The sequence below is a fragment of the Nonomuraea spiralis genome, assembly GCF_014648435.1.
Lineage (GTDB): Bacteria > Actinomycetota > Actinomycetes > Streptosporangiales > Streptosporangiaceae > Nonomuraea > Nonomuraea spiralis.
Window position 1 is genome coordinate 239,568 of record NZ_BMRC01000007.1, and the last position, 23,138, is coordinate 262,705.

Genomic DNA, 23,138 nt, shown 5'->3' on the forward strand with positions numbered 1-23,138 from the left:
CATGATCACCCGTCGCCTCGGCACCGCCGACGTCAGCGCCGTCGGCCTCGGCGCCATGCCGCTGTCCATCGAGGACCGTCCCGACCGCGCCCGCGCGATCGCCACCGTGCACGCCGCCCTCGACGCCGGCATCACCCTGATCGACACGGCCGACTCCTACCACTGGCACGCCGGAGAGCTCGGCCACAACGAGGAACTGCTGGCCGAGGCCCTGGCCGCCCGGCCCGGCGACGGCGTGCTGGTCGCCACCAAGGGCGGGCGCGGCCGTCCCGGCGACGGCACCTGGACGGTCGACGGGCGTCCCGCCCACATCAGGGCCGCCTGCGAGGGCTCGCTGCGCCGCCTGCGCGTGCCGGAGATCGGCCTTTACCAGCTGCACAAGCCCGACCCGGCGGTCCCGTGGGCCGAGTCGGTGGGCGCGCTGCGCGACCTCATCGACGCCGGGCTCGTCCGCGCGGCCGGCGTCTCCAACGTGACCCGCGACCAGATCCGCGAGGCCAGGGACATCCTCGGCGACTCCCTCGTCTCGGTCCAGAACCGCTTCAGCCCCCAGCACCGCGACAGCCTGCCCGAACTGCGGCTCTGCGACCGTCTCGGCATCGCCTTCCTCCCATGGAGCCCTCTGGGCGGCATCGCCCGCAGCGCCCTGGACGGCCCCGGCTCCGCCCCGCCGCGCACCCCGTTCCACGAGGTGGCCGAGGAACGCGGCACGACGCCGCAGCAGGTCTGCCTGGCCTGGCACCTGGCCCAGTCCGAGCACGTCATCCCCATCCCGGGCGCCACCCGCCCCGAGTCGGTCCGCGCCTCGGCCCAGGCGACGTCCCTGACCCTGACCCAGGAGGAACTACGCCGGCTGGACACCTTCGGTAGTTGACCGGCCACTCTCCGCTTGCCATGGGAGGGCCGGACGTGCTGACGTGGGCCCGTGAGTTCATGCCTGGACCGTGCGGTCCGCGAGTTGCGCGCGCTCCTGGGCCGGGGCGTCGCCGCCGAGCACGTCGGGGCCGCCGTGTCCGCCGCCATCGCCCCGCTGCTGCGGCACGACGCCCTGCGCCTGGTCGGCACCAGCCCGGCGACCGGGCTCGGCCAGGGCTCGTTCAGCTTCTGGCACCGGTACGAACGCGAGCTGGCCCTGTCGCTGCTCGCCCACCGCCGTGCCCACGGCGACCCCTGCCGGCCCGCGTCCCTGGCCCGGCTGCGGGTGCCGGTCGCGGTGGCCGGCGCCGCCGGGGGGAGGGCGCGGCGGGCGTTCGTGGCCTGCGGGGCCTCCGGCGAGCTGCGGCTGCTGCTGCGCGACCCGCGCGGCGGCGTCTGGGGCCTGCTCGGGCTGGTACGCGCCTGCGACGAGCCGCCCTTCACCGAGGACGACCTGCGCAGGGCGGCACTTCTCGCCCCCGCCCTGATGACCGTGCTGCGCGGGTACGTCACCGCCGCCCCGCTGGCCCCCACCATGCCCGCCCTGCCCGCCGGGGTGATCGTCGTCGGCCCCGACCAGGGGATCCGCGCGGTGACCCCGCAGGCCCAGGCGTGGCTCGACCGGCTGCGCTGCCCCGACCGGCACGGCGTGCACGCCTGGCTGGCCGACACGTTCGTCACGGCGCTGGCGGCCGACGCCGTCGAGCACGTACGCGGCGCCGCCGCCGACCGGCCGATCATCTGCGCCCCGGCGGCCCGCTACGGCCGCTGGCTCGCCGTCGAGGGCCAGGCCCTGGACCAGGACGGCACGGGCGACGTGGCCGTGGTGATCCAGTCGGCCTCCGGCGCGCTGATGTTGCCCTCGTTCTGCGACTGGTACGCCCTCACCCCCCGCGAACGCGGCGTACTGGACCTGCTGTGCCGGGGAGCCGCCCCGAAACAGATCGCGCGGCTGCTCGACCTGTCCGGGCACACCGTGCACGACCACCTCAAAGCGGTCTTCCGCAAGACCGGCGCGAGCGGCCGGGACGAGCTCATGGCCGCCTTCACCACCTGAACGCCATCCCCAACACTGGGGGGCTGTCCGCGCCGCCGCCCCGCCCGACCATGAAGGAGCACACAGCACTACCAGGGGAGGCACCCATGACCCAGATCTCAACCCCCGCCCGCCGCCAGGTCGAGCGTTTCCTGGAGTTCTCCGACCAAGTCGGGGGCCTGGAGGAGGCCGACGTACTGGCGCTCCTGCGCGACCAGGGCATCACCACGCTGGAGGCGCTCGTCGGCAAGGCGGTCCGGGCACCCCGCTCGGCGCCGCCCACGCCGATGGACCCCGCCCGTACGCCGGCCCGGGCCGTCCGGGCTAAGATCGCGCCCGTGCAGCCCGTCACCCACCCCGCGCCCGCCATGGCGGTGGTCGTGGACGGCGTCGAGCACGACCCGGCGGACCTGACGCGGTACGACGGCCGTCCGCTGACGTACCTGTACCACCCCGAGCGCCTGACCGCGCTCACCGACGACACCGCGATCAACGGCGCCCTGTGGGCCTCGGCGCAACTGCGCGACCCGCGCCCGGCCACGCAGGGCCAGGTGCAGATGTTCGAGCACGTGGAGTACGGCGGCGACTGGTTCTGGTGCGGCGCGCGCCTGGCCCACAACGACCTGACCGACGTCTACCACGGCCCGCTGCACCTGCACGACTGGAACGACGTCATCAGCTCCATGGGCGCCACGAACTGCACGGTCCGCTACTACGAGCACATCAACTTCGCCGGCAGCTCCATCATCGTCTCCCCCTACTCCGACATCCCGACCCTCGTCCCCAGCGGCTGGAACGACCGCATCTCCTCGGTCTGGAACCACGGCTGACCCCTGACCCGCCGGCCCGCTGAGGGCCCTCTCCCCGGCGGGCGGCGGCACCGCGTACCCGTGTCGCGCGCGGGCACGCGGCGCCGCCGCGCCTTCAGGCGGCCTGGACGCGGTGCGAGCGGAGCGCGGCCAGGACGGCGGGCGGGTTGACGATGCCGTAGCCGTAGTCATGGTCGAAGCCGACCGTGCTGCGGTCCTCGGCGGTGCGGTCGAGCAGCGTGCGGAGCTGCGCGGGCGACAGCTTGGCCGAGGTGTGGCGGGTGCGCAGGGCGGCGATGACGCCGGCGACGACCGGGCAGGAGGTGGAGGTGCCGGTGTCGGGCGTGCCGGGCCCGCCGATCTCCGAGCCGATGTAGTGGGTGTACGCGGTCAGGTCGGGCTTGTGGTCGCCGAGCCGGGCCGGCCCTTGCGAGGAGTAGCCGACACGCTCGCCGTGGGTGTCGACCCCGGCCACCGTGACCACCTTGGGATGGCCGTTGCCGCCGACGATGTCGGTGAACCCGCAGTCCGCCGCCGGACAGTCGCGGCCGCAGTTGCCCGCCGCGAACACGATGTCGGCCCCGGCGTGCTCCAGGTTGGAGATCATGACGTTGAACGGGTGCGCCGGATTGTCGGAGTAGTTGCCGGGATGGCCGGGCGGGAAGTCCTGCTCCGGGTTGTACAGCCCCCAGCTGTTGCTGACGACCATCGAACGGGACTCGGCGGGCATCGCCTCCAGCAGCCCGCGCAGATGGGTGTAGGCGGCCACGGCGTCGGACAGCATGCCCTCGACCGAGCCCTTCCTGCTCCGCAGGACGGCGATGTCGAGCAGCGTCGAGCGCGGCGCGGCGAGCTGGGTGTTGAACGCGCACAGGCTGCCGTGCTCGACCGGGTAGGCGCCGGGGGTCGGGGTGACGCCCGGCGGGGCCCAACTGCGCGCGGCGTCCAGGGTGACCTGGCGGCCGAGCTTGCCGCTCACGTGGTCGGCGTTGACGCCACCGTCCACGACGGCCAGGGTGACGCCGTGGCCGTCGTAGCCGGCCGCGCGCAGGTCGTTGACGCGCAGCAGCCGTTCGACGTCGTGCCAGTCGCCGACGGGGCCGGTGTCGGCGCAGGTGAGGTGCGGGCGGATGACCGGGTCGGCGAACACGCCGACGATCTCGCGTACGGACGACGACAGCAGCGCCAGCCTGGACGTCAGGTCGTCGTCGGCGAGCTCGCCGCGCACCAGCACGCTGGCGTGCTCGGCCGACAGGGAGAAGCCGCGCGGCCGGCTCAGCGCCGACAGCAGGCCGCCCGAGGGCGAGCTGGGCATCGCACGCGCCAGGGCCAAGGGGGCGAACGCCTGGTCCAGGACGATTCCCGGCAGGTCACCTGCCACGTCGGCGACCGTGGCGGTGACGCCGGGGTCGAGGACGGCTTCGACGGTTTCGCGGGCGGGGCGGAGCTGGATCAGGACACGCAAGGCTCCACTCCTTTCTCTGGACGGGATGGGAGAGTCGTTGCCTTCTCCTTGTAAATACCCGTTGTAGTTAATCAACTACTTATGGTAGCGATAGCACTGCCTTGCCAGAGAGGTCACCTCTTTGTCGCCGCCCTGCCGGGACGGACGCCGCCGGGTCGCGGTCTGGGCGAGCAGCGCCCCGGACAACATGACCGCGCCGCCCGCGACCTGGAACCCGCCCATCCCCGCTCGCGACCACCACCATCCACAGGAAGGCGGCCAGTACGGGCAGCGTCCGGGCGCCGGCGGCGGGCGTGACGGACACCGTGAACGCCCCCCACCGCAGATCCCACGGACGCGCGAACGGGATCAGCGCCAGGGCCGCGCCCGCCATCCCCCAGGCGATCAGCCCGAGCGGGTGCCCCTTCCTCCGCTTCCCCCGCAGGCGGCGGCCTGTGCCCTCGCGGCCGGGATCGCCCGTTCCGCCGGCGGTCGCCACCGCGCCGGGCGGGTGACCTCTAGCATTTCCCTGTGACCACCTACGACGACCATGACGTGTTCGAGCACCTGAACGTCTCGGCCCTGCCTCAGCGCCAGCAGCGGATCCTGGCCGCGATCCGCGACTGGGTGGTCGGACACGGCTACGCGCCGAGCGCGCGCGAGATCGGCCAGGCGGTCGGGCTGCGCTCGCCCTCGTCGGTCTCCCGGCACCTGAGAAGCCTGGAGGAGAAGGGCTTCCTCAGCCGCGGCCGGGCGGCGACCCGCCCGATCGACGTACGCCTGTTCCTGCGGCCCCCGTCGTCCGGGTCCGGGGGAGACATGGTGAGCGTCCCCGTGGTCGGCGACATCGCCGCGGGCGCGCCGATCCTGGCCGACGAGCACCTCGACGACACCCTGACCCTGCCCCGCGACCTCACCGGCCGCGGCACCGTCTTCGGCCTGCGGGTGCGCGGCGACTCGATGGTCGACGCGGCGATCTGCGACGGCGACATCGTCGTGGTGCGCCAGCAGCCCGAGGCCCATTCGGGCCAGATCGTCGCCGCGATGATCGACGGCGAGGCCACGGTCAAGGTGTTCCGCCGGCGCGGCGGGCACGTCCTGCTCGAACCGCGCAACCCCCGCTACGACGTCATCGACGGCGACGAGGCCGTGGTGCTGGGCATCGTGGTCTCGGTCCTGCGCAGCGTGTAGCGCTCAGCCGGCCGCGGGGGTCCAGAAGCGTTCGTGGTTGGCGGTGGTCGACAGCGAGCGGGGATCGGCGCGGTCGAGGTAGAGGGTGCCGTTCAGGTGGTCGGTCTCGTGCTGGGCGATCCGCGCCGGCCAGCCGGACAACTCCGTCTCGTACGCGCGCCCGCCGCCGTCGAGGGCCGACAACCGTACCCGGGCGTGGCGGGAGACGACCGCGGTCAGCCCCTCCACGCTGAGGCAGCCCTCGTGGAAGGCGCGGTAGCCGGTGCCGATCGGCGTGACGACCGGGTTGACGAGTTCCAGCGGCGGTTGCGGCACACGTTCGCGCTCGGCGGCGAGGCCGGGCGGCAGTTCGGCGGGATCCTCGATGACCGCGAGCGCCAGCGGGATGCCGACCTGCGGCGCGGCGAGGCCCACGCCGACGCCCGGAAGGTGCCTGAACATCGCGTCGAGCAGCTCGCGCAGGAGTCCGTCGGAGAGCTGGCCGTCGTACGGCTCGGCCGTCCGGCGCAGCACGGGGTCGCCGATCTGGGTGACGGACCACGGCCTGGGGGCCGCCAGCAGGGCGTGCACCCGCTCGGTCAGCTCCTCGGCGCTCACGACCGGCCGCCCGCCGGGCCGGGGATGTAAGGGATGTTCATGGGCTAAGGGGGTCCTTTCGCTCGACGGTCACCCAGCAGACGGTAGAGCATGCGGGTGCCGCGAGCCCGCGCCCGGCCCGTTTCATCCGGTTTGAACTGCAGAAACGCGGCTACCATCCGAGTGCATGAGCATCTGGTTGCCGCTCGACGCCGTACCCCGCCTCGCGGGCGCGGTGGCCGTCGGGATCGCGGCCGGCGTGGCCGTCGGGCTGCCGGCCGACGCCCCGCTGGGCGCGCTGACCGCCATCGCCGTGACCGAGCTGGTGTTCGTCGTGGCGGGCTGGGCGGTGATGTGGCCGATGGACGCCGACGCCACCCACCGCAACGTCCGGCGCGAGGACTTCCGGCCCGTCGCCGAGGAACTGGTGGTCGTCGGGGTCGCGTCGTGCGGGCTGGTCGCCATCGTGCTGCTGCTCCTGCGCGGCGGGCCCGACACCGGCCACGTCGCCGCCGCCACCGCGCTCTGCGGCGTGTTCATGGCCTGGGCCGCCCTCCACCTCATGTACGCGACCCGCTACGCCTACGCCTACTACACAGGAGCCGGCGGCATCGACTTCAACTCCGAGCAGCCGCCCGCGTACCGGGACTTCTTCTACTTCAGTTACAACCTCGGCATGACGTACCAGGTGTCGGACACGTCCGTTTCGAGCTCGGCGATCCGCGCGGTGGTCCTGCGGCACACCCTCCTGTCGTACGTCTTCGGCACCGGCATCCTCGCCACCGCCATCAACCTCGTGGCCGGGATGATCACGGGCTGAATCGCCGCACGTCGGAGCAGGCCGGTTGTCTTGGGTAAAGAGGGCTGGAAACAATCATAGAGTAGTTGATCCACTGCTATGGGTAATGATCGCTGCGGATGATCACGTAATGCCACAGGGAGGCACCCATGTGCAGAAGAACGATCGCCGTCGCCGGTCTGGCCACCATGGGCCTGCTGGCGGCGGCCGGCCCGGCGACGGCCGAGGAGGGTGACCGGAGCGCCGCGCCGTGCGTCGCCGCCAGGGTCCAGGTCGCCGGAGGGCAGTCGATCACGCTGCTCGACACCCCGATCGTACGGGCGCTCCTTCAGGGACTCGTCCGCCCGGCGGAGGAGACCGGACCGACGGACGAATTCGGTGCGACGGGGGCCACCGGCCAGGCGTTCCTCACGGCGGAGACGTCGTTCGCCGCGACCGCCGAGTTCCCCGGCCTGCTCGACGACTTCCTGCTCGACGACTTCCTGCTCGACGATTTCCTGCTCGACGATGACGACCCCGGCACGGCGGCAGGTACGGCGGCCGGCACGGACACCGGAACGACGGCCGGCACAGACGTCGGCACGGCGGCTGACACGGCGGCCGGCACGGACGCCGAGCAGGTTCTCGAACCGCTCGTCATCACTGCCCTGGGATGCGGCCAGGCCGAGGACACCTTGGAGGCCGGGGCGGAGCCGGCCAGGGCGGAGCCGGCGTCCCTGCTGGACGCCGCGGGCGCCGCGGCGGTCCTCGAAGCGCTGGTGAACCGGCCCGCGATGTGCACCGCCGACGGCGCTGCGGCCGACACCGCCGGGGCCGACACCGCCGGGACGGCGGGCGACGTCAGCGCGTCGCGGATGTCGCTGCTCGACGCGATCGGCGTCAGGAGGACCCTGGACATGCTGATCGGCAGGCCGTCGGTGGTCTGCGCGGCCGACGGGACCATGTCTCTGTACGACACCACGTCCCCGTACGGCACCGCGTCTTTCAACGGCACCGGGTCGGCCGGTGTGCCTCTGTCCGCCGACATGCCGATGTCCTCGTACCAGCCCATGTCGGCCGTCGCTCCGCAGGAGCGGCGCTCGGTCCTGGACGCGCTCGGGATCAGGGGCCTGCTCGACGGGCTCCTGGGCTGAGAAGGCGGGCCGGCCGCGATCCCGGGAAGGGCTTGCCCGGAGGGCTCCTGCGGCGGCCCTCCGCGTGGTAGCTTGCGGGCGGGCAAGCCTTGATCCCATGGGAAGAGGGGGCTGCGGCCGTGACAGGCACCGGCGAAGAAAGCGCTCGTCCGACGGAGTGGGAGGCGGCATGGGCGGTGCTCGCCCCCGTGACCGACATGGTCACCCCGATGGCCGTGCGTGTGGCGGCCACCCTGCGTCTGACCGATCTGCTGGCAGGTGACGCGCTGCCCGTCGAGGAGCTGGCCCGCCGTACCGGCTCCGACGCCGACGCGCTGGGCCGCGTGCTGCGCCACCTGGTCTGCCACGGCGTCTACACCGAACCCGGGCCCGGCGTGTTCGCAGTCAACGGCCCCGCCGAGCTGCTGGCCTCCGGCCACCCGTCCATGATGCGCGAACGGCTCGACCTCGACGGCTTCGGCGGGCAGATGGACGTCGCGTTCACCGGCCTGCTGCACACCGTACGCACCGGGGGCCCGGCGTGGGAGGCGGTCTTCGGCGTCCCCATCTGGAGCCATCTGGCCGAGCACCGCAAGCTGGGCGAGTCGTTCGACGGCCTGATGGCCGGCGGCGCCGAGGACCTCAGCGACGTCGTCGAGGGCTACGACTGGTCCGGCGTGGGCCACGTGGTCGACGTCGGCGGCGGCACGGGCGCCCTGATCGCCGAGGTGCTGAGTGCCCGTCCCGGGCTGCGGGCCACGCTCGTCGACCTGCCTGACACGCTGGAGCGGGGCCGCAGCTTCCTGGCCGGACGCGGGCTGGACGGGCGGTGCGAGTTCGCCGGGCAGAGCTTCTTCGAGCCGCTGCCCGCGGGCGGCGACGTCTACGTGCTCAGGCGGGTGATCCACGACTGGGGCGACAAGGACGCCGAGCGCATCCTGCGGCGCTGCGCCGACGCCGCCGGGCCGCGCGGACGGGTCGTCATGATCGAGTCGCGTGGCGGCTCCGGCGACGACCCGGCCATGTTCGCCGAGATGAACCTGCGCATGCTCGTGCTCAGCGGCGGCCGCGAGCGCACCGTCGGCGACTACGCCGCCATCGCCACCGGCGCCGGGCTCGACGTGGCCGGCGTCCACGACACCCCGCTCGGCAACGTCATCCTCGACTGCACCCCGCGGAACGTCTGACACCCCGGGAAAACCATTCGACGGCCCCCTGAAACGCGGTGCCATACTCGGTCACCTGTACGCGAAGGAGGTCATGGTGACCATCGAATGGGCCGCGCTGTCCGCCGCGGATCTGCCGGCGATCGCCGCCCTGGCCCGCCGGTGCGCGGCGCACGACGGCGGGCTCCCGGCGACCACGTCGGAGTCCTTCCTCGGACGCAGGTACACCGCCGGTCCGGCGGTGGGCGCGTTCTCGGAGGGCCGGCTGGTGGCCTGCGGAGCGGTGCGGCCCGTGGGCGCGGTGTCGGCGGCGACCGGCCTGGTCGACCCCGACCACCGAGGGCGGGGGCTGGGCTCCGGCCTGCTCGACCGGCTGACGGACACAGCGGACGCGACGGGGACGGCGGGGAGCGTCCGGGTGGAGGTCGAGTCGGTGACCCCGCAGGCGCACGAGCTCTTCCTCGCGCGCGGCTACCGCCAGACGTTCGCCGAGGACGTCTTCCGCCGCGACCTGACCGCGCCGCTCCCGGCCGCCCCGCTGCCGCCGGAGGTGACGGTCGAGGAGTGGTCGCCGGACACCGAAGAGGACTTCTACCAGGCGTACTCTGCGTCCTTCGCCGACCGTCCAGGCTTTCCCGGGTGGTCGCGGGAGGAGTGGATCGACTGGCTGGTCGACGACGAGTTCCAGCCCGGTTGCTCGCTGGTGGCGCGGGACGGGGAGACGGCCGTCGGCTTCGTGACGTGCGTGGAGGAGTTCCTGGTCCAGGTGGGCGCCGTACCCGCCTGGCGGCGGCGCGGCCTGGCGCGGGCGCTGGCCGTGGCCGCGCTCGGCCGTATGCGCGCCGCCGGCGCGACGCAGGTCTTCCTGGACGTCAACGTCAACAACCCGGCCTCGGCCGCCCTCTTCCGCGGCCTCGGGTTCGAGCTGATCGCCCGCCGGGCCCGCTACGAGTGAGCCCGCCGGGCCCGCTGCGAGTGCGTCCGACGGACGCCGTCATGCGGGCTGGACCGTTTTGGCGCGGGCGAACCCCCGTGCCAGGACGATCCAGGTCGAGACGGTCATGAACGCGCAGAGCGGCGTGTAGAGGAGCAGGTTGAGCCAGTAGAACGGGGTGCCGGTGTCGGCCCCCACGCCGAGGATCCACACCAGACCGGCTGCCGCGCGTACGGACGTGCCCGCCGCCACGGCTCCCGTGACCAGCAGTGCGAGCCGGCCGCCCCGGCCCCGGGAACACGCGATCACCGCCCCCGCCGCCACGCTCAGCAGCAGGACGAGCGGCGCGAGGACGCGGAAGGTGAACGGCACCTCGAAGTTCAGCACGGCCAGCGACAGCGTGCGGGTTCCGGAGGCGGGCCAGGTGCGGCCGGTGAGCCAGTACAGGTGCGCGGCGGCGTCGGTGAGCAGGATCGCGCCGGTCAGGGCGCCGAGACGTGAGGTGTTCATGCCCTGCAAGAGGCGGCGGATCCCGAGATGGTTCCATGGAACCTTTCGCGTCCCGACCGCCTCTGGATGGACATGAGCTGGCCTGTTGCCGAATTGGACCCCGTACGGAGGCTGCGCGTGCTCGCCGCCGCCATCCCCGGGGCGTACGTCGCCGAACGTGTCATCCCCGCCCCCTTCGCCGCCGTCTGGGCCGTGGCGGGCGATCTGGAGAGAGAGTTCGGGACCTTCGAACCCGACATGCGTCGCCTGACCCTCGAACCGGCCGGTACGGACGGGCGCCTGGTGGCCAGGGCCCGCAGCCGGTACGGCATGCGTGCCAGGTTCGACGTCGACCTGCGGCCGGGCTGGTGCTGGATGCAGAGCCGGTTCCTGCTCGTGGGGCTGGCCGCGACCGCCGTCCCGGGGGGCACGCTGGTCGCGCAGACCGGGGGAGTGCGTGTCCCGGGACGGGCGGCGCTGGTGCCCTGGGGTGTGCGTACGGCCGGGGAGAAGGCGCTGGCCAGGCTGGCGGCCAGGTTCGCCGAGCGCACGTCATGACGGCCGCGCTGGTACGGGCGGCGCAGCGTGGGGACACGATGGCGATGAACGAGCTGCTCGGGGAGCTGACGCCGTACCTGGGGAAGATCTGCGGGCCCATCGCGCTGGACGCCGGGGCCGACGCCGTCCAGGAGTCGCTGATCGCGATCTTCCGGCACCTGCGGGAGTTGCGCGATCCCGAGGCGTTGCACGGGTGGGCGCGGGCGATCGCCGTACGGGAGGCGGTCAGGGTGGCCAGGCGGGCCGGCCGTGCCCGTCCGGCGGAGCTCGCCGACCTGCCGTCGCCGTACGACGTCGAGCACGCCGTCGACATCCGGGACGTGCTCGGACGCCTGTCGCCCGAGCACCGCGCGGTGCTGGTCCTGCGCGATCTGGAGGGGCTGCCGGAGGAGGCGGTGGCGCGGCTGCTGCGGGTGCCGTCGGGCACCGTCAAGTCACGCCTGCACCGCGCACGGGACAGCTTCCGCAGGGCGTGGCGTTCGTGAGCCCCCGGAACCGGCGGCACGGGCCTCAGGTTTCCAGGGCGATCCGCTTGAGCCGCACCCGGCGGCCGGTCTTACTGTGAGGTCGGCCGGATCCGTCCCGGGGCCGGATTGCGGCCGGCGAGCAGCCAGGCGGCTGTCAGCAGGGCGATGGCGAACACCAGGGGGCCGATCGTCTGAGGGACCTGATGGTGAGCCGCGCCGATCGCCGTGTCGCCGATCTGGACCGCGCCGTTGAAGGCGAGCAGCAGGGCAAGGGCACGCCAGGCGCGCAGGGCCAGTAACCAGGCCATTCCGCCGAGCAGCACCACGCTGCGGACCACCATGTAGGCGGCATAGGTCTTGGGTGCGGCCTGATCGCCTCCAGGCACCAGGGCGCCCGGGTCCACCAGGCTGGTGACCGCGAAGTAGCCGGAGGTGATCACGTTGAGGACGGCGACAAGCGCGCCGAACCGACGCGCATTTAGTGAGGGGGCCATATCATTCGGCTGCCGAATCATGTGGTTAGGCTAGCATTGGCGGCGTGACGGTGGAAGGGTCGTTGACCAACACGGTGGGGTTCTTGCTGGGCAAGCTGGGCCAGCAGGCGAACGGGCAGTTCGCGGATCGCCTGGCCCCGCTCGGCCTGCGCCCGCGACACTGTGCCGTCCTCGAACTCCTGGCCGGCGGACCCCGGGCACAATTGGAGCTGGCCAAGGCCGTCGGGGTGACCCCCAGTGTCGTCGTCGACATGCTCGACGAACTGGAGACCCTCGATGCCGTACGACGAGTACGAGACACCGCGGACCGCCGGCGTCAGCTCATCGAACTGACATCGACCGGCCTGGACCTGCGACACCAGACTCTCTCGCTGGCCCGGCAGAACGACGAGGAACTGCTGAGCGCCATCGACCCCACCGAGGTGGCGGCCCTGCGCCAGATCCTGGGCCGGATCGCCGCCGCGACCGGCCTCGTGGAGAAGTGACCGGGCACTATGCCGAGCAGTGGGGCGGCGCCGGCACATGGCCCGCCCGCTGCCACGAACGCCGAACGGGCCGTCGATGCGTTCTTCGACCTCGCCGACCCGTCATCACAATCCATGGCCTGGCCCGCCGCGCCTGACTCACCCGTCGCTGGATCACCCGCGCCGGCGCCGCCGCCGACGATCACCCATCGGCTCGGACCTTAACCGCACGTTAGGGTTCTCGCAGCTCATCGCTATCGAGTCATGGGCCAGCCTGGGAGGCGTCAGGACGACACCCGAACGCACCGGAGGGTTCCCGAATGCGCAAGCCTATGATCATCGCTGGACTGGCCGCGGCCGCCGTACTCGCCGCGGGCGCCGGCACGGCCCTCGCCACCACCACCCCCGCCGCCCCCACCACCCCCGCCACCCCGGCCTCCGCCCCGGCCCCGGCGATCCCCCGGGAGCAGGCGGAGAAGACGGCGCTGGAGAAGGTGCCGGGCGGCAAGGTCACGTCCGTGGAGCTGGAGGACGAGGACGCCGGCCAGGTCTGGGAGATCGACGTCACGACCGCCGACGGCGGCGAGCGCGAGATCACCGTCGACGCCACCAAGGGCACGGTCCTCACCGACGAGGCAGACGACCAGGACGACGACAAGGCCGAGGACCACGCAGACGGCAAGGCCGAGAACAGCTCGGACGACAAGGCCGAGGACCGCTCGGACGACAAGGCGGAGAACCAGGCGGGCGACCGTAAGGACGACCAGAAGGGCGGCCAGGTCAGCGACGACGACGACCACGACGACGACCACGGCGGCAGCGAGCACGAGGACGACTGAGAAAGCACGCCGGAAGCGGCTCACCCCGGGGCACAGAAGCCCTGGGGTGGGCCGCTTTCTTGATGAGACGCCCCTTTGGTGAGACGCCGGTGCGGCGTCGACGCCGCACCGGCTCGGCAGGCTGGAGCTTGGCGGTCTCCGGGGCGTGGGCGTCCCCAGGAGCAGCGCCGGTTCCGGCCGCCGGAGCCCGGAGCCCGCCGGAGCGGATGGGTGGAACTGGGGTGTTAGTCGGATTTGGGGGAGTTCGGGGGCTTGTAGGGTGGTGGGGGACGTGATGGGACGACCGGGGAGGGCGAGGGTGCGCGAGATCCGCTGCTGCCTTCGTCTCGTGCGCGAGCGGCACGCCCGCCCGCTGCGCCCGCTGGAGTTCCGCCCGGTCGGTACGAACGGTTACGTCAGCAGGTGGGGCACGATCGCGGCCGTATGCCCGCCGCGGGACCGCTGACGCGCCTCGCCAAGCGCAGCCATCCCACAGCCCTCCACGGCCACCCCCAGCCCCCGCAGCCCCGCACAGCCGAGCGAAGTCGTGCGGTGCAGGTGCGTGATGGCCTGGGCAAGCCGGTGGCCCGACCTCTTCGTACTGTTCTGGAGTTTCTTTTCGTATGTCTGTCCTGTCGCGGACCGTTGCCGCCCTGCGCTTGGACGCGGTCGGTGGCGTGCTGCTCATCGGCGCCGCCCTGACCGCCCTGATCTGGGCCAACTCGCCCTTCGCCGCCTCCTACGAGGCCCTGCGTACGTGGTCGTTCGGCCCGGAGGGGCTGGGCCTGCGTCTGAGCGCGCAGGCGTGGGCCGCCGACGGGCTGCTGGCGGTGTTCTTCTTCATCGTCGGCAACGAGCTCAAGCAGGAGCTCGTGCACGGGGAACTGCGCGACCCGCGCCGCGCCGCGTTGCCCGTCGTGGCCGCGATCGGCGGTGTCGTGGTGCCCGCGCTGGTGTTCCTGGCGGTGAACGCCGCCGCGTCCGGCGAGGCGGCCGCCGGCTGGGGCGTGCCGATGGCCACCGACATCGCCTTCGCGCTCGCGGTCCTGGCCGTCGTGGGCCGTCGCCTGCCCGCGCCGCTGCGGACGTTCCTGCTGACGTTGGCGACCGTGGACGACGTGTGCGCGGTCGTCGTGATCGCCGTCGGCTACACCTCCGGACTGAACCTCGCCGCCCTGGCCGGGGCCGCCGCCGGGCTGGCCGTGTGGGCGTACCTGCAACACGGGCGGGGGCGCGCGGTCACCGCCGTGCGCCGCGTGCTGCCCGCCTGGCTGCTGTACGGGCCGCTCGCCGTGACCATCTGGGCCCTGGCGCACGCCTGCGGGGTGCACGCGACGATCGCGGGCGTGGCGATGGGCCTGCTCATGCGCACCCGGCCGCGGGACGGCGAGCCCGAGCCGCCCTCCCAGCGCGCCGAGCACGCGCTGCGGCCGTTCTGCGCCGGGATCGTGTTGCCGGTGTTCGCGCTGCTGTCGGCCGGGATCCCGCTGTCGGGGGCGGGCGGCTTCTGGTCCGGGACGGTGACCTGGGGGGTGCTGGCCGGACTGCTCGCGGGGAAGCCCGTGGGCATCGTCGGCGCCGCCTGGCTCACCGCGCGTCTCACCAGCGCCCATCTCAACCCACGGCTGGCCTGGACCGACATCGCCGGTGTCGGCGTCCTGGGCGGGATCGGGTTCACGGTCTCGCTGCTGATCGCCGAGCTCTCCTACACCGGCCAGACGCACCTGACCCAGGCCAAGGGCGCGATCCTGCTGGCCTCGGCCGCGGCGTCCGTACTGGCGGCCGTGATCCTCGGCGTACGCGGCCGGCGGCTGGCCACCGCCTGACCACCTGCCTCCGGCGGCGCTTGCGTCCGGTCCGGGACGGTGTCCGTCTCGATCGATGAAGTGGTGGTCAGTCGCGGTAGAAGGTCTGGACGGCGACCAGGCAGGCGAACGCCGCGAGCGCGAGCGCGGTCCGGACGAGGTGCAGGCTCAGCTCAGGGTGAGGACCACGGTGAGGATCACCATGATCAGGGCGACCGTGCTGACGCCGAGGACGAACCATCCGGGATCCTCGCGGCCACCCTCCTCCAGACCTGACGATCACGTTCACCCCGGGTCCCGCGGCTGGTCCGTCAGGGCGGCGGTGAGGCGGGTGGCGAGGTGGGCGACCGCGGCGCGCAGCTCGGGCCCGCCCTCGACGCGGAAGGCGAACGGCACGACCGGCAGCCACTCCTGGGCGTACATCGCCGGGTTGCTCGTGCTGCCGACCAGCACGCAGCCCTCTCCGTACGGTTCGAGCCGTCCCATGGGCGGGCGGACCCAGGGCGCCACCTCGGCCAGGGGCGCGTCGAAGACCACGCGGGTGGCGTACTCCCAGCCGGTGCCCAGGTTCTCCTCCAGCGCCGCGACCGGGTCGAGGCCGTCGGGCGGGCAGAACGTGTGCGTGCTCTGCCGGACGGCGCGGACGCGGTCGACCCGGTAGGTGCGGATCGCGTCCGCGCGGCGGGAGTGGCACAACAGGTACCAGCGCCCGTGCCGGACGACGACCGCCCAGGGGTCCACCTCCGCCTCCCACTCCCGGCCCGACTCGCTCCGGTAGGCGATCAGCACGCGCCGCCGGGCCGCCGACGCGGCGACCAGCGCGCTGGTGATGGCGATGTCGGGACGGGCCGCGTACCGGTCGGGGGCGGCCGAGGCGTGTTCACGCAGCGCGGCGGCCTGGCGTCCGACGCCCTCCGGCAGGGCCCGGATGACCTTGGCCAGGGCCGTACCCACCAGGTCGTCGCTGTCGGCGGCGGCCGGTTGGCCGTCGAGCACGGCCATGACCAGGCCGAGCGCCTCGGGCTCGGTGAAGGCGACCGGCGGCAGCCGCGTGCCGCGGCCGAGCCGGTAACCGCCGTACGGGCCCCTGGCCGACTCGACGGGGATGCCGGCCTCCCGCAGGATCCCGACATAGCGGCGGGCGGCGCGTTCCGTCACGCCGAGGGACGCGGCCAGCTCCCCGGCCGTCACCCCCGGACGCTGCCGCAGGACCTCCATGGCGCGCAGGGCGCGGGCGGTGGGGCTGAGTTCGGCGGGCACCCGGGCCACATTAGAGCGGCCACGGCACAATCCGGAAGTAGAACGTCCGGAATGGGCTCTAGCCTGGCCTGCCATGACCGAGTTCCGAGATCTGGACCTCACGGGCGCCACCTTCGAACGTGTGCGCCTGCGCGACGCCCGGGTGCGCGCGGCCGACCTGTCCGGCCCGCGGGTGCGCGGCGCCGAGCTGAACCGCCGCATGCCCGAGCGCGCCAAGATGCGCCCCGAGGACCCCGAGGGGTTCCGCGAGGCGTGGGCCGTCCTCGGACGGTTGTGGGAGGGCACCCTCGCGCGCGCCGCGACGTTCCCCGAGGCGGCGCTCCACCGTGGCGTCGACGGCGAGTGGTCCTTCATCCAGACCCTGCGGCACCTCAACTTCGCCTCCGCCGCCTGGGTCGGCCGGGCCGTCCTCGGCGAACCCTCGCCGTGGCACCCGCTCGACCTGCCGTGGGACGAGGCGCCCGGCTGGGACGGCGTCCCGTGGGACCGCGCGGCGCGGCCCTCGCTGGAGGAGGTGCTCGCGGTCCGCCGCGACCGCCGGGCGATGGTCGGCCGGGTCGTCGCCTCGCTCACCGCCGGGGAGCTCGCCTCCGAGGTGACCCGCACCGAACCGGGCTGGCCGCGGCTCGCCGGATTCCCGCTCAAGGAGTGCCTGCACATCGTTCTGCACGAGGAATGGGAGCACCGGCTCTACGCGGAACGCGATCTGAACGTACTGAAGAAGGAAGACTGACCATGGACATCCTGCTCATCGGCGGCCTCTGGCTCGACGCCTCCGCCTGGGACGAGGTGGTGCCCGCGATCGAGGCGCTCGGCCACCGTCCCGTGCCGATCGCCCTCCCCGGTCAGGGGGACGGCGCCACCTCCGCCACGCTCGCCGACCAGGTGGCCGCCGTGCTCGACGCCGTGGACGCGGCGCCCGGTGAAACCCTGGTCGCCGGGCATTCCGCGGCCTGCACCCTGGCCTGGCTGGCCGCCGACGCACGCCCGGAACGGGTCGCCAAGGTCGCCTTCATCGGCGGTTTCCCCGCCGACGACGGCGCCGCGTACGGCGACTTCTTCGAGGTCGTGGACGGCGCGGTGCCCTTCCCGGGGTGGGGACCGTTCGAGGGGCCGGACTCCGCCGACCTCGACGAGGAGGCCAGGCGGAGGTTCGCCGCGGCCGCGATCCCCGTCCCCGAGGGGGTGGCCAAAGGCGTCGTACGGCTGACGGACGAGCGGCGGTTCGGCGTGCCGGCCGTCGTCGTGTGCCCCGAGTTCACCCCCGGCCAGGCGCGGGAGTGGATCGACGGCGGGGACGTGCCCGAGCTGGCCCGGGTCAAGCGGCTCGACCTGGTCGACATCGACTCGGGCCACTGGCCCATGTTCACCCGGCCGGCAGAGCTGGCCCGGATCCTGGCCGAGGCGGCCGACGACGTGCGGCCCTGAACCCTCCGTACCGGGAGTGCACCTCGTGCACGTGCGTGCCGGGTGGGCGCGAACGTGGGCGCCGCCCGGCCGCCGGTGCTTTCGTATGGGGGGCTTGGCAACAAGGTGACCGTTTATGTCCGGGGGCTTGATCGGCAGATGGGCTGTCCGGATGCGACCGGTTCCTAGCCTTGTGGAATGGCAAGGCTGACAAGGACGGCCAAGTCGGTCCTGGTCGTCGTGCTCGTTCTGGTCGCCGGAGCCGCCGCCGTGGCCGGGGCCGTGGTCCTGAGCACGAGCAACGAGGAGCAGCCCGCCCCCGAGCCGGTCGTCGCGTGGTTGCGCGGTTCGGGCTCGACCGCGCAGAAAGGGGCGATGGACGCCTGGATCAGCGAGTTCAGCCGCGTCCACCCCGAACTGCGGGTGACCTACGAGCCCAACGGCTCCAACTCCGGCATCGAGGACTTCATCGCCGGACGCAGCGCGTTCGCCGGTTCGGACGTGCCGATGACCCCGGAGGAGCAGGCGCGGGCCGACCGGCGCTGCGGCGGGCGCGCCGAGCACCTGCCGATGGTCGTCGGGCCCGTCGCGGTGGCCTACAACCTGTCCTCCGTGCCCGGCCTGCGGCTGTCGCCCGCGACCCTGACCGGCATCTTCACCGGACGCCTCACCGAGTGGAACGCTCGCGAGATCGCCGCCGACAACCACGCCCGCCGCCTGCCGGGCACCCGCGTCCACGTCTTCCACCGCTCCGGCGAGTCCGGCACCACCCAGAACCTCACCGACTTCCTGCGGGCCACCGGCGGCTGGCCGTACCCGCCGTCCAGGACGTGGCCCGGAGCGGGCCGGGGCGTGACGAGCTCCAGCGGCATGACCCAGGTCCTCCAGCACACCGGCGACTCGATCGGGTACGTCGAGTACGGCTTCGCCAGCAGCGCCCGCCTGAGGACCGCGGCCGTGCGCAACGCGGCCGGGGAGTTCGTCGAGCTCTCGCCGGAGAGCGCCAGCAAGGCCGTGCAGGGCGCCCGGGTCGTGGGCCGCGAGGGCGACCTGGTGCTGGCGTTCGACCATCGGCGGAAGGTCCCCGGCGCGTACCCGATCGTCCAGGTCACGTACGAGATCATCTGCGCCGGCCGGCCGGACCCGCTGGTACGGACCTTCCTCGACTACACCGCCAGCGACGCCGGCCAGTCCTACCTGGCCCTGTACGGCTACGCCCCCCTGCCGCACGACCTGCTGACCCAGGTGCGCCTCCGCCTGGGACCCACCAGCTGAACGGGCCGCCGCTTCCGGGAGAATTCCCGGAGTCACGGGCGCCGGCACGATTAGCGGGGCGGCGTCCGGTGAAGAGAGGATGCCATGAACGCGAACATCCCGCCGCGGGCCGCATGACCGGTCCGGAGCACGAGCAGAAGGTCGTCGTCGGCCCGTTGGCGGCGGCCGAGCAGAGCGAACTGCTCGACACCACTCCCGGGTTGTGGGTGGACGACTCCGACGACGACGATCCGGTGTTGCTGCGCGCCGACGGCCGGCCGGTGGACACCTGGCGGCAGCACTACCCGTACGACGAACGCCTGTCCAGGGAGGTGTACGAGCGGGACAAGCGGCTGCTGCAGATCGAGCTGCTCAAGCTGCAGTACTGGATCAAGAGCAACGGCCGCCGGCTGGTGGTGCTGTTCGAGGGGCGCGACGCGGCCGGCAAGGGCGGCACGATCAAGCGCTTCATGGAGCACCTCAACCCGCGCGGGGCGACCGTCGTCGCGCTGGAGAAGCCGAGCGAACGCGAACGCGGCCAGTGGTACTTCCAGCGGTACATCGCCCACCTGCCGGCCAACGGGGAGATCGTGCTGTTCGACCGCTCCTGGTACAACCGGGCCGGGGTGGAGCGGGTCATGGGCTTCTGCGACGAGGGCGAGTACCTGGAGTTCATGGAGCAGGTGCCGCGCCTGGAGAACCTGCTGGTGCAGTCGGGGCTGCACCTGGTCAAACTCTGGTTCTCGGTCTCACGGGCCGAGCAGCGCACCCGCTTCATCATCCGCCAGGTGGACCCGGTGCGGCAGTGGAAGTTGTCCCCGATGGACCTGGCCTCCCTGCGCAAGTGGGACGAGTACACCGAGGCCAAGGAGGACATGTTCCTGCACACCGACACCGAGTGCGCGCCGTGGACGGTCATCAAGAGCAACGACAAGAAGCGCGCCCGGCTGGAGGCCATGCGCCACGTGCTCAGCCTCTTCGACTACGACGACAAGGACCACGACGTCGTCGGCGTGCCCGACCCGCGCATCGTGATCTCGGCGGGCGACATCTTCGACGAGGACCACGTCGCCTCGCACGGCGCCGAGCCGTTCGGGACAGGGTGAGTCGTTCGGGACCGGGTGAGCCGGGCGGGCCGGGAGGACCGGCCCGTCCGGTCACGGGAGCGCGTCCTCAGGCGGGCAGGACGTTCTGGGGGTACTCGCCCTCGTAGTTGCCGGGGGTCTCGAAGACGAACACGATGTACGTCTCGAATCCGTCGGCGCCCTGGCCGGCCACCCGGGCCGCGCCGACCCTCGTGGTGTCCTTCCAGACGAGCTGGCTGAAGTGGCCGGTCTTGGCGAAGTCGCCCGGCGGGGTCGTCCAGTTGTAGTCGGCGATCTCGTTGTACCAGGCGCTGACGGCGTCACCGGCGGCCTTCGGCGTGGCGCCGGTGCTCGTGCCCCAGAAGATGTTCTCGCCCGTGGTGTCGCGCAGGCCGTCGTGGCCGGCCGACAGCTTCGCGTACTCCGAGCGCGAGGAGGCGCGCTCCTTGGCGTACTCGACGAGCTTGGCGTCCATCTCCATGGGGGGCGCGTGGTGCTTGGCCCGGTAGGCGTTGGCCTCGTTCAGTGCTTCGGCCAGGAAGCTGGCGCTGGTCGCGTCCGGCAGTGCGGGACGGGTTCCGGCCATCACGATCACCTCGTCGTGAACGGAAGTTGGGGACCTCCGTAGCCTGCGCCGGGGCGGGCGGCCGGTCAACGTCCGGATGCGGCCACGGCCCGGGGCGAAAGGGCCACGGCATTTGCCGCATGAATTCCTGCCATTGATTCGTGAATCATTTCCGGCATGCTAGATTCGGGACGCTGAAATGCCGGTGGAAGCATGAATTCCTGCCCTTTGGAGAATGATGGAATCGCTGGTCGTGGAGCGGATTGAGATATTCGTCGTGGAATTGCCGTCGATCCGCTCGTTCAGTATTTCCGGCGGAAACGTCACCACTGCGGGAAAGCCCGCCGAACGGGTTCTCGTCAAGGTGACGGCCGGCGGGGTGACCGGTTGGGGCGAGGCGACGCCGACACCCGCCTGGACGTACGAGACCGTCGAGTCGATCTCGACCACGATCGCCGGCTACCTGGCCCCCGCCCTGCTCGGCCGCCCCGCCTGGGACCTGGACGGCGCCTGCGCCGCGTACGAGAAGGTGATCAACCGCGGGCTGACGATCGGGTCGCCCATCGCCAAGTCCGCGCTCGACATCGCGCTGCACGACCTGCTCGGCCGGGCGCTCGGGGTGTCCGTCGGCGTGTTGTGGGGACAGCGGCGCCTCGACCGGATCACGCTGGGCTGGATCGTGGCAGGTCAGACGCCCGGCGAGGTACGCCAGGCGGTCGAGGAGGGCCGGGCGCAGGGCTACGGCGCGTACAAGGTCAAGGTGGGCCTGCACGACGAGGCGACGGACGTGTCCGTCGTCGCGGCGGTCAGGGAGGCGGCCCCGGACGCGCCCCTGTGGGTGGACGCGAACCAGGCCTACACCGTGGACGGCGCGCTGCGCATGGCCCGCCGGCTCGCCGACCTGGACGTGACGGCGTTCGAGCAGCCGCTGCCCGCCAACGACGTCACCGGGCTGCGCCGCCTGCGCGACCACAGCCCGCTGCCGGTCGCGCTGGACGAGAGCCTGCGTCACCCCTCCGACCTGGCCACGTTCGTCAAGCTCGACGCCGTCGACATCGCCATCGCGAAGGTTCAGCGGTCGGGCGGCCTGACGTTGTCACGCCGGTTGTGCCAGCTCGCCGAGGACGCCGGGCTGCGCGTCATGGGGTCGGGGCTGACGGACACCGACCTGGGGTTCGCCGCCTCGCTGCACCTGTTCGCGGCCTTCGGCGTGGACACCCCGGTCGATCTGAACGGCCGCCAGTTCGTGCACTCGGCGTACGTCGGCGGCCGGACGGTGGAGGTCTCGGACGGGACGGCCCTGGTGCCCACCGGCCCCGGCCTCGGCGTCGAGGTGGACGAGGACGCCGTCCACGCCCTGGCGACGGCCCACTGGACGGTCTGACCCACGCGGCGGGAAGCGTCACGACCGCCGGGCCGGGGCAGGGAGAGGTCCCGGCCCCGGCCCGGCGGTGGTCAGCCGAGCCAGGGCTTCGCGGTGGTCAGCGCAGCCAGTCGTCCAGGTGCGCGGCGACGAACTCGTCGTCCACCAGCCACGGGTAGGCCGCGCGCACCCGCGCGATCTCGCCGGCCTGCCCCGGTGACAACCCCTCACGCGGGTCGAGGCACCACGTCCCGGCCAGCAGCCCCTGGCCGCGCAGCACCTCGTGCACCCCGGCGATGCAGCCGTGGAAGCCGCCCGCCACGTCGAACACCGCGCCGTTGGCGTCCGTGAGGTCGGCCGCGCGGGCCAGCAGGGAACGCAGGACCTCGTCGTCCCCGGCCCACGCCCGGCGGACCTCCTCGAACATGAGCACCGCGGCCCGCGTCCACACCGCCCACTGGCCGAGCAGCCCGCCCACGACGCGGCGGCCCGCGACGGGGGCGAGCAGGTCGGCCAGGATGTTGTCGTCGTTGCCGGTGTAGAGCGCGATGTCGTCGCCGCGTCCCGAGGCGGCCACCGCGCGGACCACGTCGACCGTGCGGTAGCGGTCGAAGGGCGCCATCTTGATCGCCACGACCGACTCCTGCTCGCTCAGCGACCTCCAGTACGACGGGCTCAGCCGCCGCCCGCCCACCGCCTCCTGGAGGTAGAAGCCGATCACCGGCAGCACCTCGCCCACCGCCCTGGCCCGCGCCAGCAGCTCAGGCTCGCCCGCGCCGGGCACCTTGGGCGACAGCAGCACGGCGTGGTAGCCGAGCGAGGCCGCCAGCTCCGCCTCCGCCACGGCCTGGGCGGTGTCGCCGCACGCCCCCGCGACCATGACGAACGGCCGGTCCGCCTCCTTCGCCACGACCTCGGCGGCGATCTCCAGCACCGGCCGCAGCAGCCCCGCCTCGCGGATCTCGAACTGCGTGGTGTGCACCGCGACGGCCACGCCGCCCGCCCCCGAGGCGAGGTAGTAGCGGGTGAGCGCGCGCTGGCGGCGTTCGTCGAGGGTGCGCCCGCCGGTCAGCGCCAGCGGGTGGGCGGGGATGACCGTCCCCTCCCGCAGCAGGCCGATCGACATC

The 23,138-nt window shown here is 72.8% G+C and carries 26 protein-coding genes; 19 read left to right on the plus strand and 7 right to left on the minus strand.

The window, feature by feature from the left end:
• The first annotated feature begins 1 nt into the window (after window position 1).
• From IEZ27_RS19305 to IEZ27_RS19315, 3 genes are all read left to right on the plus strand, one after another.
• Window positions 2–874: an aldo/keto reductase gene (locus IEZ27_RS19305; protein WP_189648511.1), complete on the plus strand. Its 873-nt coding sequence runs from the start codon at window positions 2–4 to the stop codon at window positions 872–874.
• Window positions 875–925: 51 nt separating this feature from the next.
• The gene (locus IEZ27_RS19310) at window positions 926–1,972 is read left to right on the plus strand and encodes a helix-turn-helix transcriptional regulator (protein WP_189648512.1); all 1,047 of its coding nucleotides are present in this window, start codon (window positions 926–928) and stop codon (window positions 1,970–1,972) included.
• A gap of 86 nt (window positions 1,973–2,058) precedes the next feature.
• A complete protein-coding gene (locus IEZ27_RS19315) occupies window positions 2,059–2,781 on the plus strand; it encodes a peptidase inhibitor family I36 protein (RefSeq protein WP_189648513.1) in 723 nt (240 codons plus the stop codon).
• Window positions 2,782–2,875: 94 nt separating this feature from the next.
• Here the strand turns inward: IEZ27_RS19315 and IEZ27_RS19320 are convergent, their stop codons facing one another.
• The gene (locus IEZ27_RS19320) at window positions 2,876–4,225 is read right to left on the minus strand and encodes a S8 family peptidase (RefSeq protein ID WP_189648514.1); all 1,350 of its coding nucleotides are present in this window, start codon (window positions 4,223–4,225) and stop codon (window positions 2,876–2,878) included.
• A gap of 561 nt (window positions 4,226–4,786) precedes the next feature.
• Here IEZ27_RS19320 and lexA point away from each other — a divergent pair.
• On the plus strand, window positions 4,787–5,395 hold the full coding sequence (gene lexA, locus IEZ27_RS19325) for a transcriptional repressor LexA (protein ID WP_379478678.1): 609 nt from the start codon (window positions 4,787–4,789) through the stop codon (window positions 5,393–5,395).
• Between the two features lie 3 nt (window positions 5,396–5,398).
• On the opposite strand, the gene IEZ27_RS19330 is transcribed toward lexA, so the two are convergent.
• On the minus strand, window positions 5,399–5,992 hold the full coding sequence (locus IEZ27_RS19330; RefSeq protein WP_189648516.1) for a peptide deformylase: 594 nt from the start codon (window positions 5,990–5,992) through the stop codon (window positions 5,399–5,401).
• Window positions 5,993–6,158: 166 nt separating this feature from the next.
• Here IEZ27_RS19330 and IEZ27_RS19335 point away from each other — a divergent pair, with 166 nt between their 5' ends.
• The 4 genes from IEZ27_RS19335 (at window position 6,159) to IEZ27_RS19350 (ending at window position 10,003) form a co-directional block, all read left to right on the plus strand.
• Window positions 6,159–6,791 carry a DUF1345 domain-containing protein gene (locus IEZ27_RS19335; protein WP_189648517.1) on the plus strand — a complete coding sequence of 211 codons (633 nt, stop codon included), beginning with the start codon at window positions 6,159–6,161 and terminating at the stop codon, window positions 6,789–6,791.
• 128 nt (window positions 6,792–6,919) lie between these two features.
• Window positions 6,920–7,903 carry a hypothetical protein gene (locus IEZ27_RS19340; protein ID WP_189648518.1) on the plus strand — a complete coding sequence of 328 codons (984 nt, stop codon included), beginning with the start codon at window positions 6,920–6,922 and terminating at the stop codon, window positions 7,901–7,903.
• Between the two features lie 209 nt (window positions 7,904–8,112).
• On the plus strand, window positions 8,113–9,069 hold the full coding sequence (locus IEZ27_RS19345; RefSeq protein WP_189648519.1) for a methyltransferase: 957 nt from the start codon (window positions 8,113–8,115) through the stop codon (window positions 9,067–9,069).
• A 73-nt stretch (window positions 9,070–9,142) separates the two neighbouring features.
• Window positions 9,143–10,003 (plus strand): GNAT family N-acetyltransferase, encoded by an 861-nt coding sequence (locus IEZ27_RS19350; protein WP_189648520.1) that lies wholly within the window; start codon window positions 9,143–9,145, stop codon window positions 10,001–10,003.
• A 39-nt stretch (window positions 10,004–10,042) separates the two neighbouring features.
• Here IEZ27_RS19350 and IEZ27_RS19355 read toward each other — a convergent pair whose 3' ends face one another.
• Complete coding sequence (locus IEZ27_RS19355; protein WP_189648521.1) at window positions 10,043–10,492, minus strand: DUF3995 domain-containing protein; 450 nt, start codon at window positions 10,490–10,492, stop codon at window positions 10,043–10,045.
• A gap of 72 nt (window positions 10,493–10,564) precedes the next feature.
• Between IEZ27_RS19355 and IEZ27_RS19360 the strand changes: the two genes are divergently transcribed.
• Window positions 10,565–11,029, plus strand: a complete 465-nt coding sequence (locus tag IEZ27_RS19360) for a hypothetical protein (protein ID WP_229824126.1) — start codon at window positions 10,565–10,567, stop codon at window positions 11,027–11,029.
• Window positions 11,026–11,514: an RNA polymerase sigma factor gene (locus IEZ27_RS19365; protein WP_189648523.1), complete on the plus strand. Its 489-nt coding sequence runs from the start codon at window positions 11,026–11,028 to the stop codon at window positions 11,512–11,514. Before IEZ27_RS19360 ends, IEZ27_RS19365 begins: the two co-directional genes overlap by 4 nt.
• 71 nt (window positions 11,515–11,585) lie before the next feature.
• On the opposite strand, the gene IEZ27_RS19370 is transcribed toward IEZ27_RS19365, so the two are convergent.
• Complete coding sequence (locus IEZ27_RS19370) at window positions 11,586–12,011, minus strand: hypothetical protein (RefSeq protein ID WP_189648524.1); 426 nt, start codon at window positions 12,009–12,011, stop codon at window positions 11,586–11,588.
• Between the two features lie 23 nt (window positions 12,012–12,034).
• Here IEZ27_RS19370 and IEZ27_RS19375 point away from each other — a divergent pair, with 23 nt between their 5' ends.
• The 4 genes from IEZ27_RS19375 (at window position 12,035) to nhaA (ending at window position 15,098) form a co-directional block, all read left to right on the plus strand.
• A complete protein-coding gene (locus IEZ27_RS19375) occupies window positions 12,035–12,475 on the plus strand; it encodes a MarR family winged helix-turn-helix transcriptional regulator (RefSeq protein WP_189648525.1) in 441 nt (146 codons plus the stop codon).
• A gap of 299 nt (window positions 12,476–12,774) precedes the next feature.
• Window positions 12,775–13,293 (plus strand): PepSY domain-containing protein, encoded by a 519-nt coding sequence (locus IEZ27_RS19380; RefSeq protein WP_189648526.1) that lies wholly within the window; start codon window positions 12,775–12,777, stop codon window positions 13,291–13,293.
• Window positions 13,294–13,591: 298 nt separating this feature from the next.
• The gene (locus tag IEZ27_RS19385; RefSeq protein ID WP_189648527.1) at window positions 13,592–13,738 is read left to right on the plus strand and encodes a hypothetical protein; all 147 of its coding nucleotides are present in this window, start codon (window positions 13,592–13,594) and stop codon (window positions 13,736–13,738) included.
• Window positions 13,739–13,895: 157 nt separating this feature from the next.
• Window positions 13,896–15,098: a Na+/H+ antiporter NhaA gene (nhaA, locus tag IEZ27_RS19390; protein WP_189648528.1), complete on the plus strand. Its 1,203-nt coding sequence runs from the start codon at window positions 13,896–13,898 to the stop codon at window positions 15,096–15,098.
• 264 nt (window positions 15,099–15,362) lie between these two features.
• Here the strand turns inward: nhaA and IEZ27_RS19395 are convergent, their stop codons facing one another.
• The gene (locus IEZ27_RS19395; RefSeq protein ID WP_189648529.1) at window positions 15,363–16,337 is read right to left on the minus strand and encodes a helix-turn-helix transcriptional regulator; all 975 of its coding nucleotides are present in this window, start codon (window positions 16,335–16,337) and stop codon (window positions 15,363–15,365) included.
• 73 nt (window positions 16,338–16,410) lie between these two features.
• Here IEZ27_RS19395 and IEZ27_RS19400 point away from each other — a divergent pair, with 73 nt between their 5' ends.
• The 4 genes from IEZ27_RS19400 (at window position 16,411) to ppk2 (ending at window position 20,104) form a co-directional block, all read left to right on the plus strand.
• Complete coding sequence (locus IEZ27_RS19400) at window positions 16,411–17,070, plus strand: DinB family protein (protein WP_189648530.1); 660 nt, start codon at window positions 16,411–16,413, stop codon at window positions 17,068–17,070.
• Window positions 17,071–17,072: 2 nt separating this feature from the next.
• Complete coding sequence (locus tag IEZ27_RS19405; protein WP_189648531.1) at window positions 17,073–17,765, plus strand: alpha/beta fold hydrolase; 693 nt, start codon at window positions 17,073–17,075, stop codon at window positions 17,763–17,765.
• Between the two features lie 177 nt (window positions 17,766–17,942).
• Window positions 17,943–19,019, plus strand: a complete 1,077-nt coding sequence (pstS, locus tag IEZ27_RS19410; RefSeq protein WP_189648532.1) for a phosphate ABC transporter substrate-binding protein PstS — start codon at window positions 17,943–17,945, stop codon at window positions 19,017–19,019.
• A gap of 113 nt (window positions 19,020–19,132) precedes the next feature.
• Entirely contained in the window at window positions 19,133–20,104 is a 972-nt protein-coding gene (gene ppk2, locus IEZ27_RS19415; RefSeq protein ID WP_189648533.1) for a polyphosphate kinase 2, read from the plus strand.
• A gap of 67 nt (window positions 20,105–20,171) precedes the next feature.
• On the opposite strand, the gene IEZ27_RS19420 is transcribed toward ppk2, so the two are convergent.
• Window positions 20,172–20,669, minus strand: a complete 498-nt coding sequence (locus IEZ27_RS19420; RefSeq protein ID WP_189648534.1) for a CAP family protein — start codon at window positions 20,667–20,669, stop codon at window positions 20,172–20,174.
• A gap of 214 nt (window positions 20,670–20,883) precedes the next feature.
• Between IEZ27_RS19420 and IEZ27_RS19425 the strand changes: the two genes are divergently transcribed.
• Window positions 20,884–22,032, plus strand: a complete 1,149-nt coding sequence (locus tag IEZ27_RS19425; RefSeq protein ID WP_189648535.1) for a mandelate racemase/muconate lactonizing enzyme family protein — start codon at window positions 20,884–20,886, stop codon at window positions 22,030–22,032.
• A gap of 97 nt (window positions 22,033–22,129) precedes the next feature.
• Here IEZ27_RS19425 and IEZ27_RS19430 read toward each other — a convergent pair whose 3' ends face one another.
• A complete protein-coding gene (locus tag IEZ27_RS19430) occupies window positions 22,130–23,137 on the minus strand; it encodes a dihydrodipicolinate synthase family protein (protein WP_189648536.1) in 1,008 nt (335 codons plus the stop codon).
• Between the last annotated feature and the right edge of the window lies 1 nt (window position 23,138).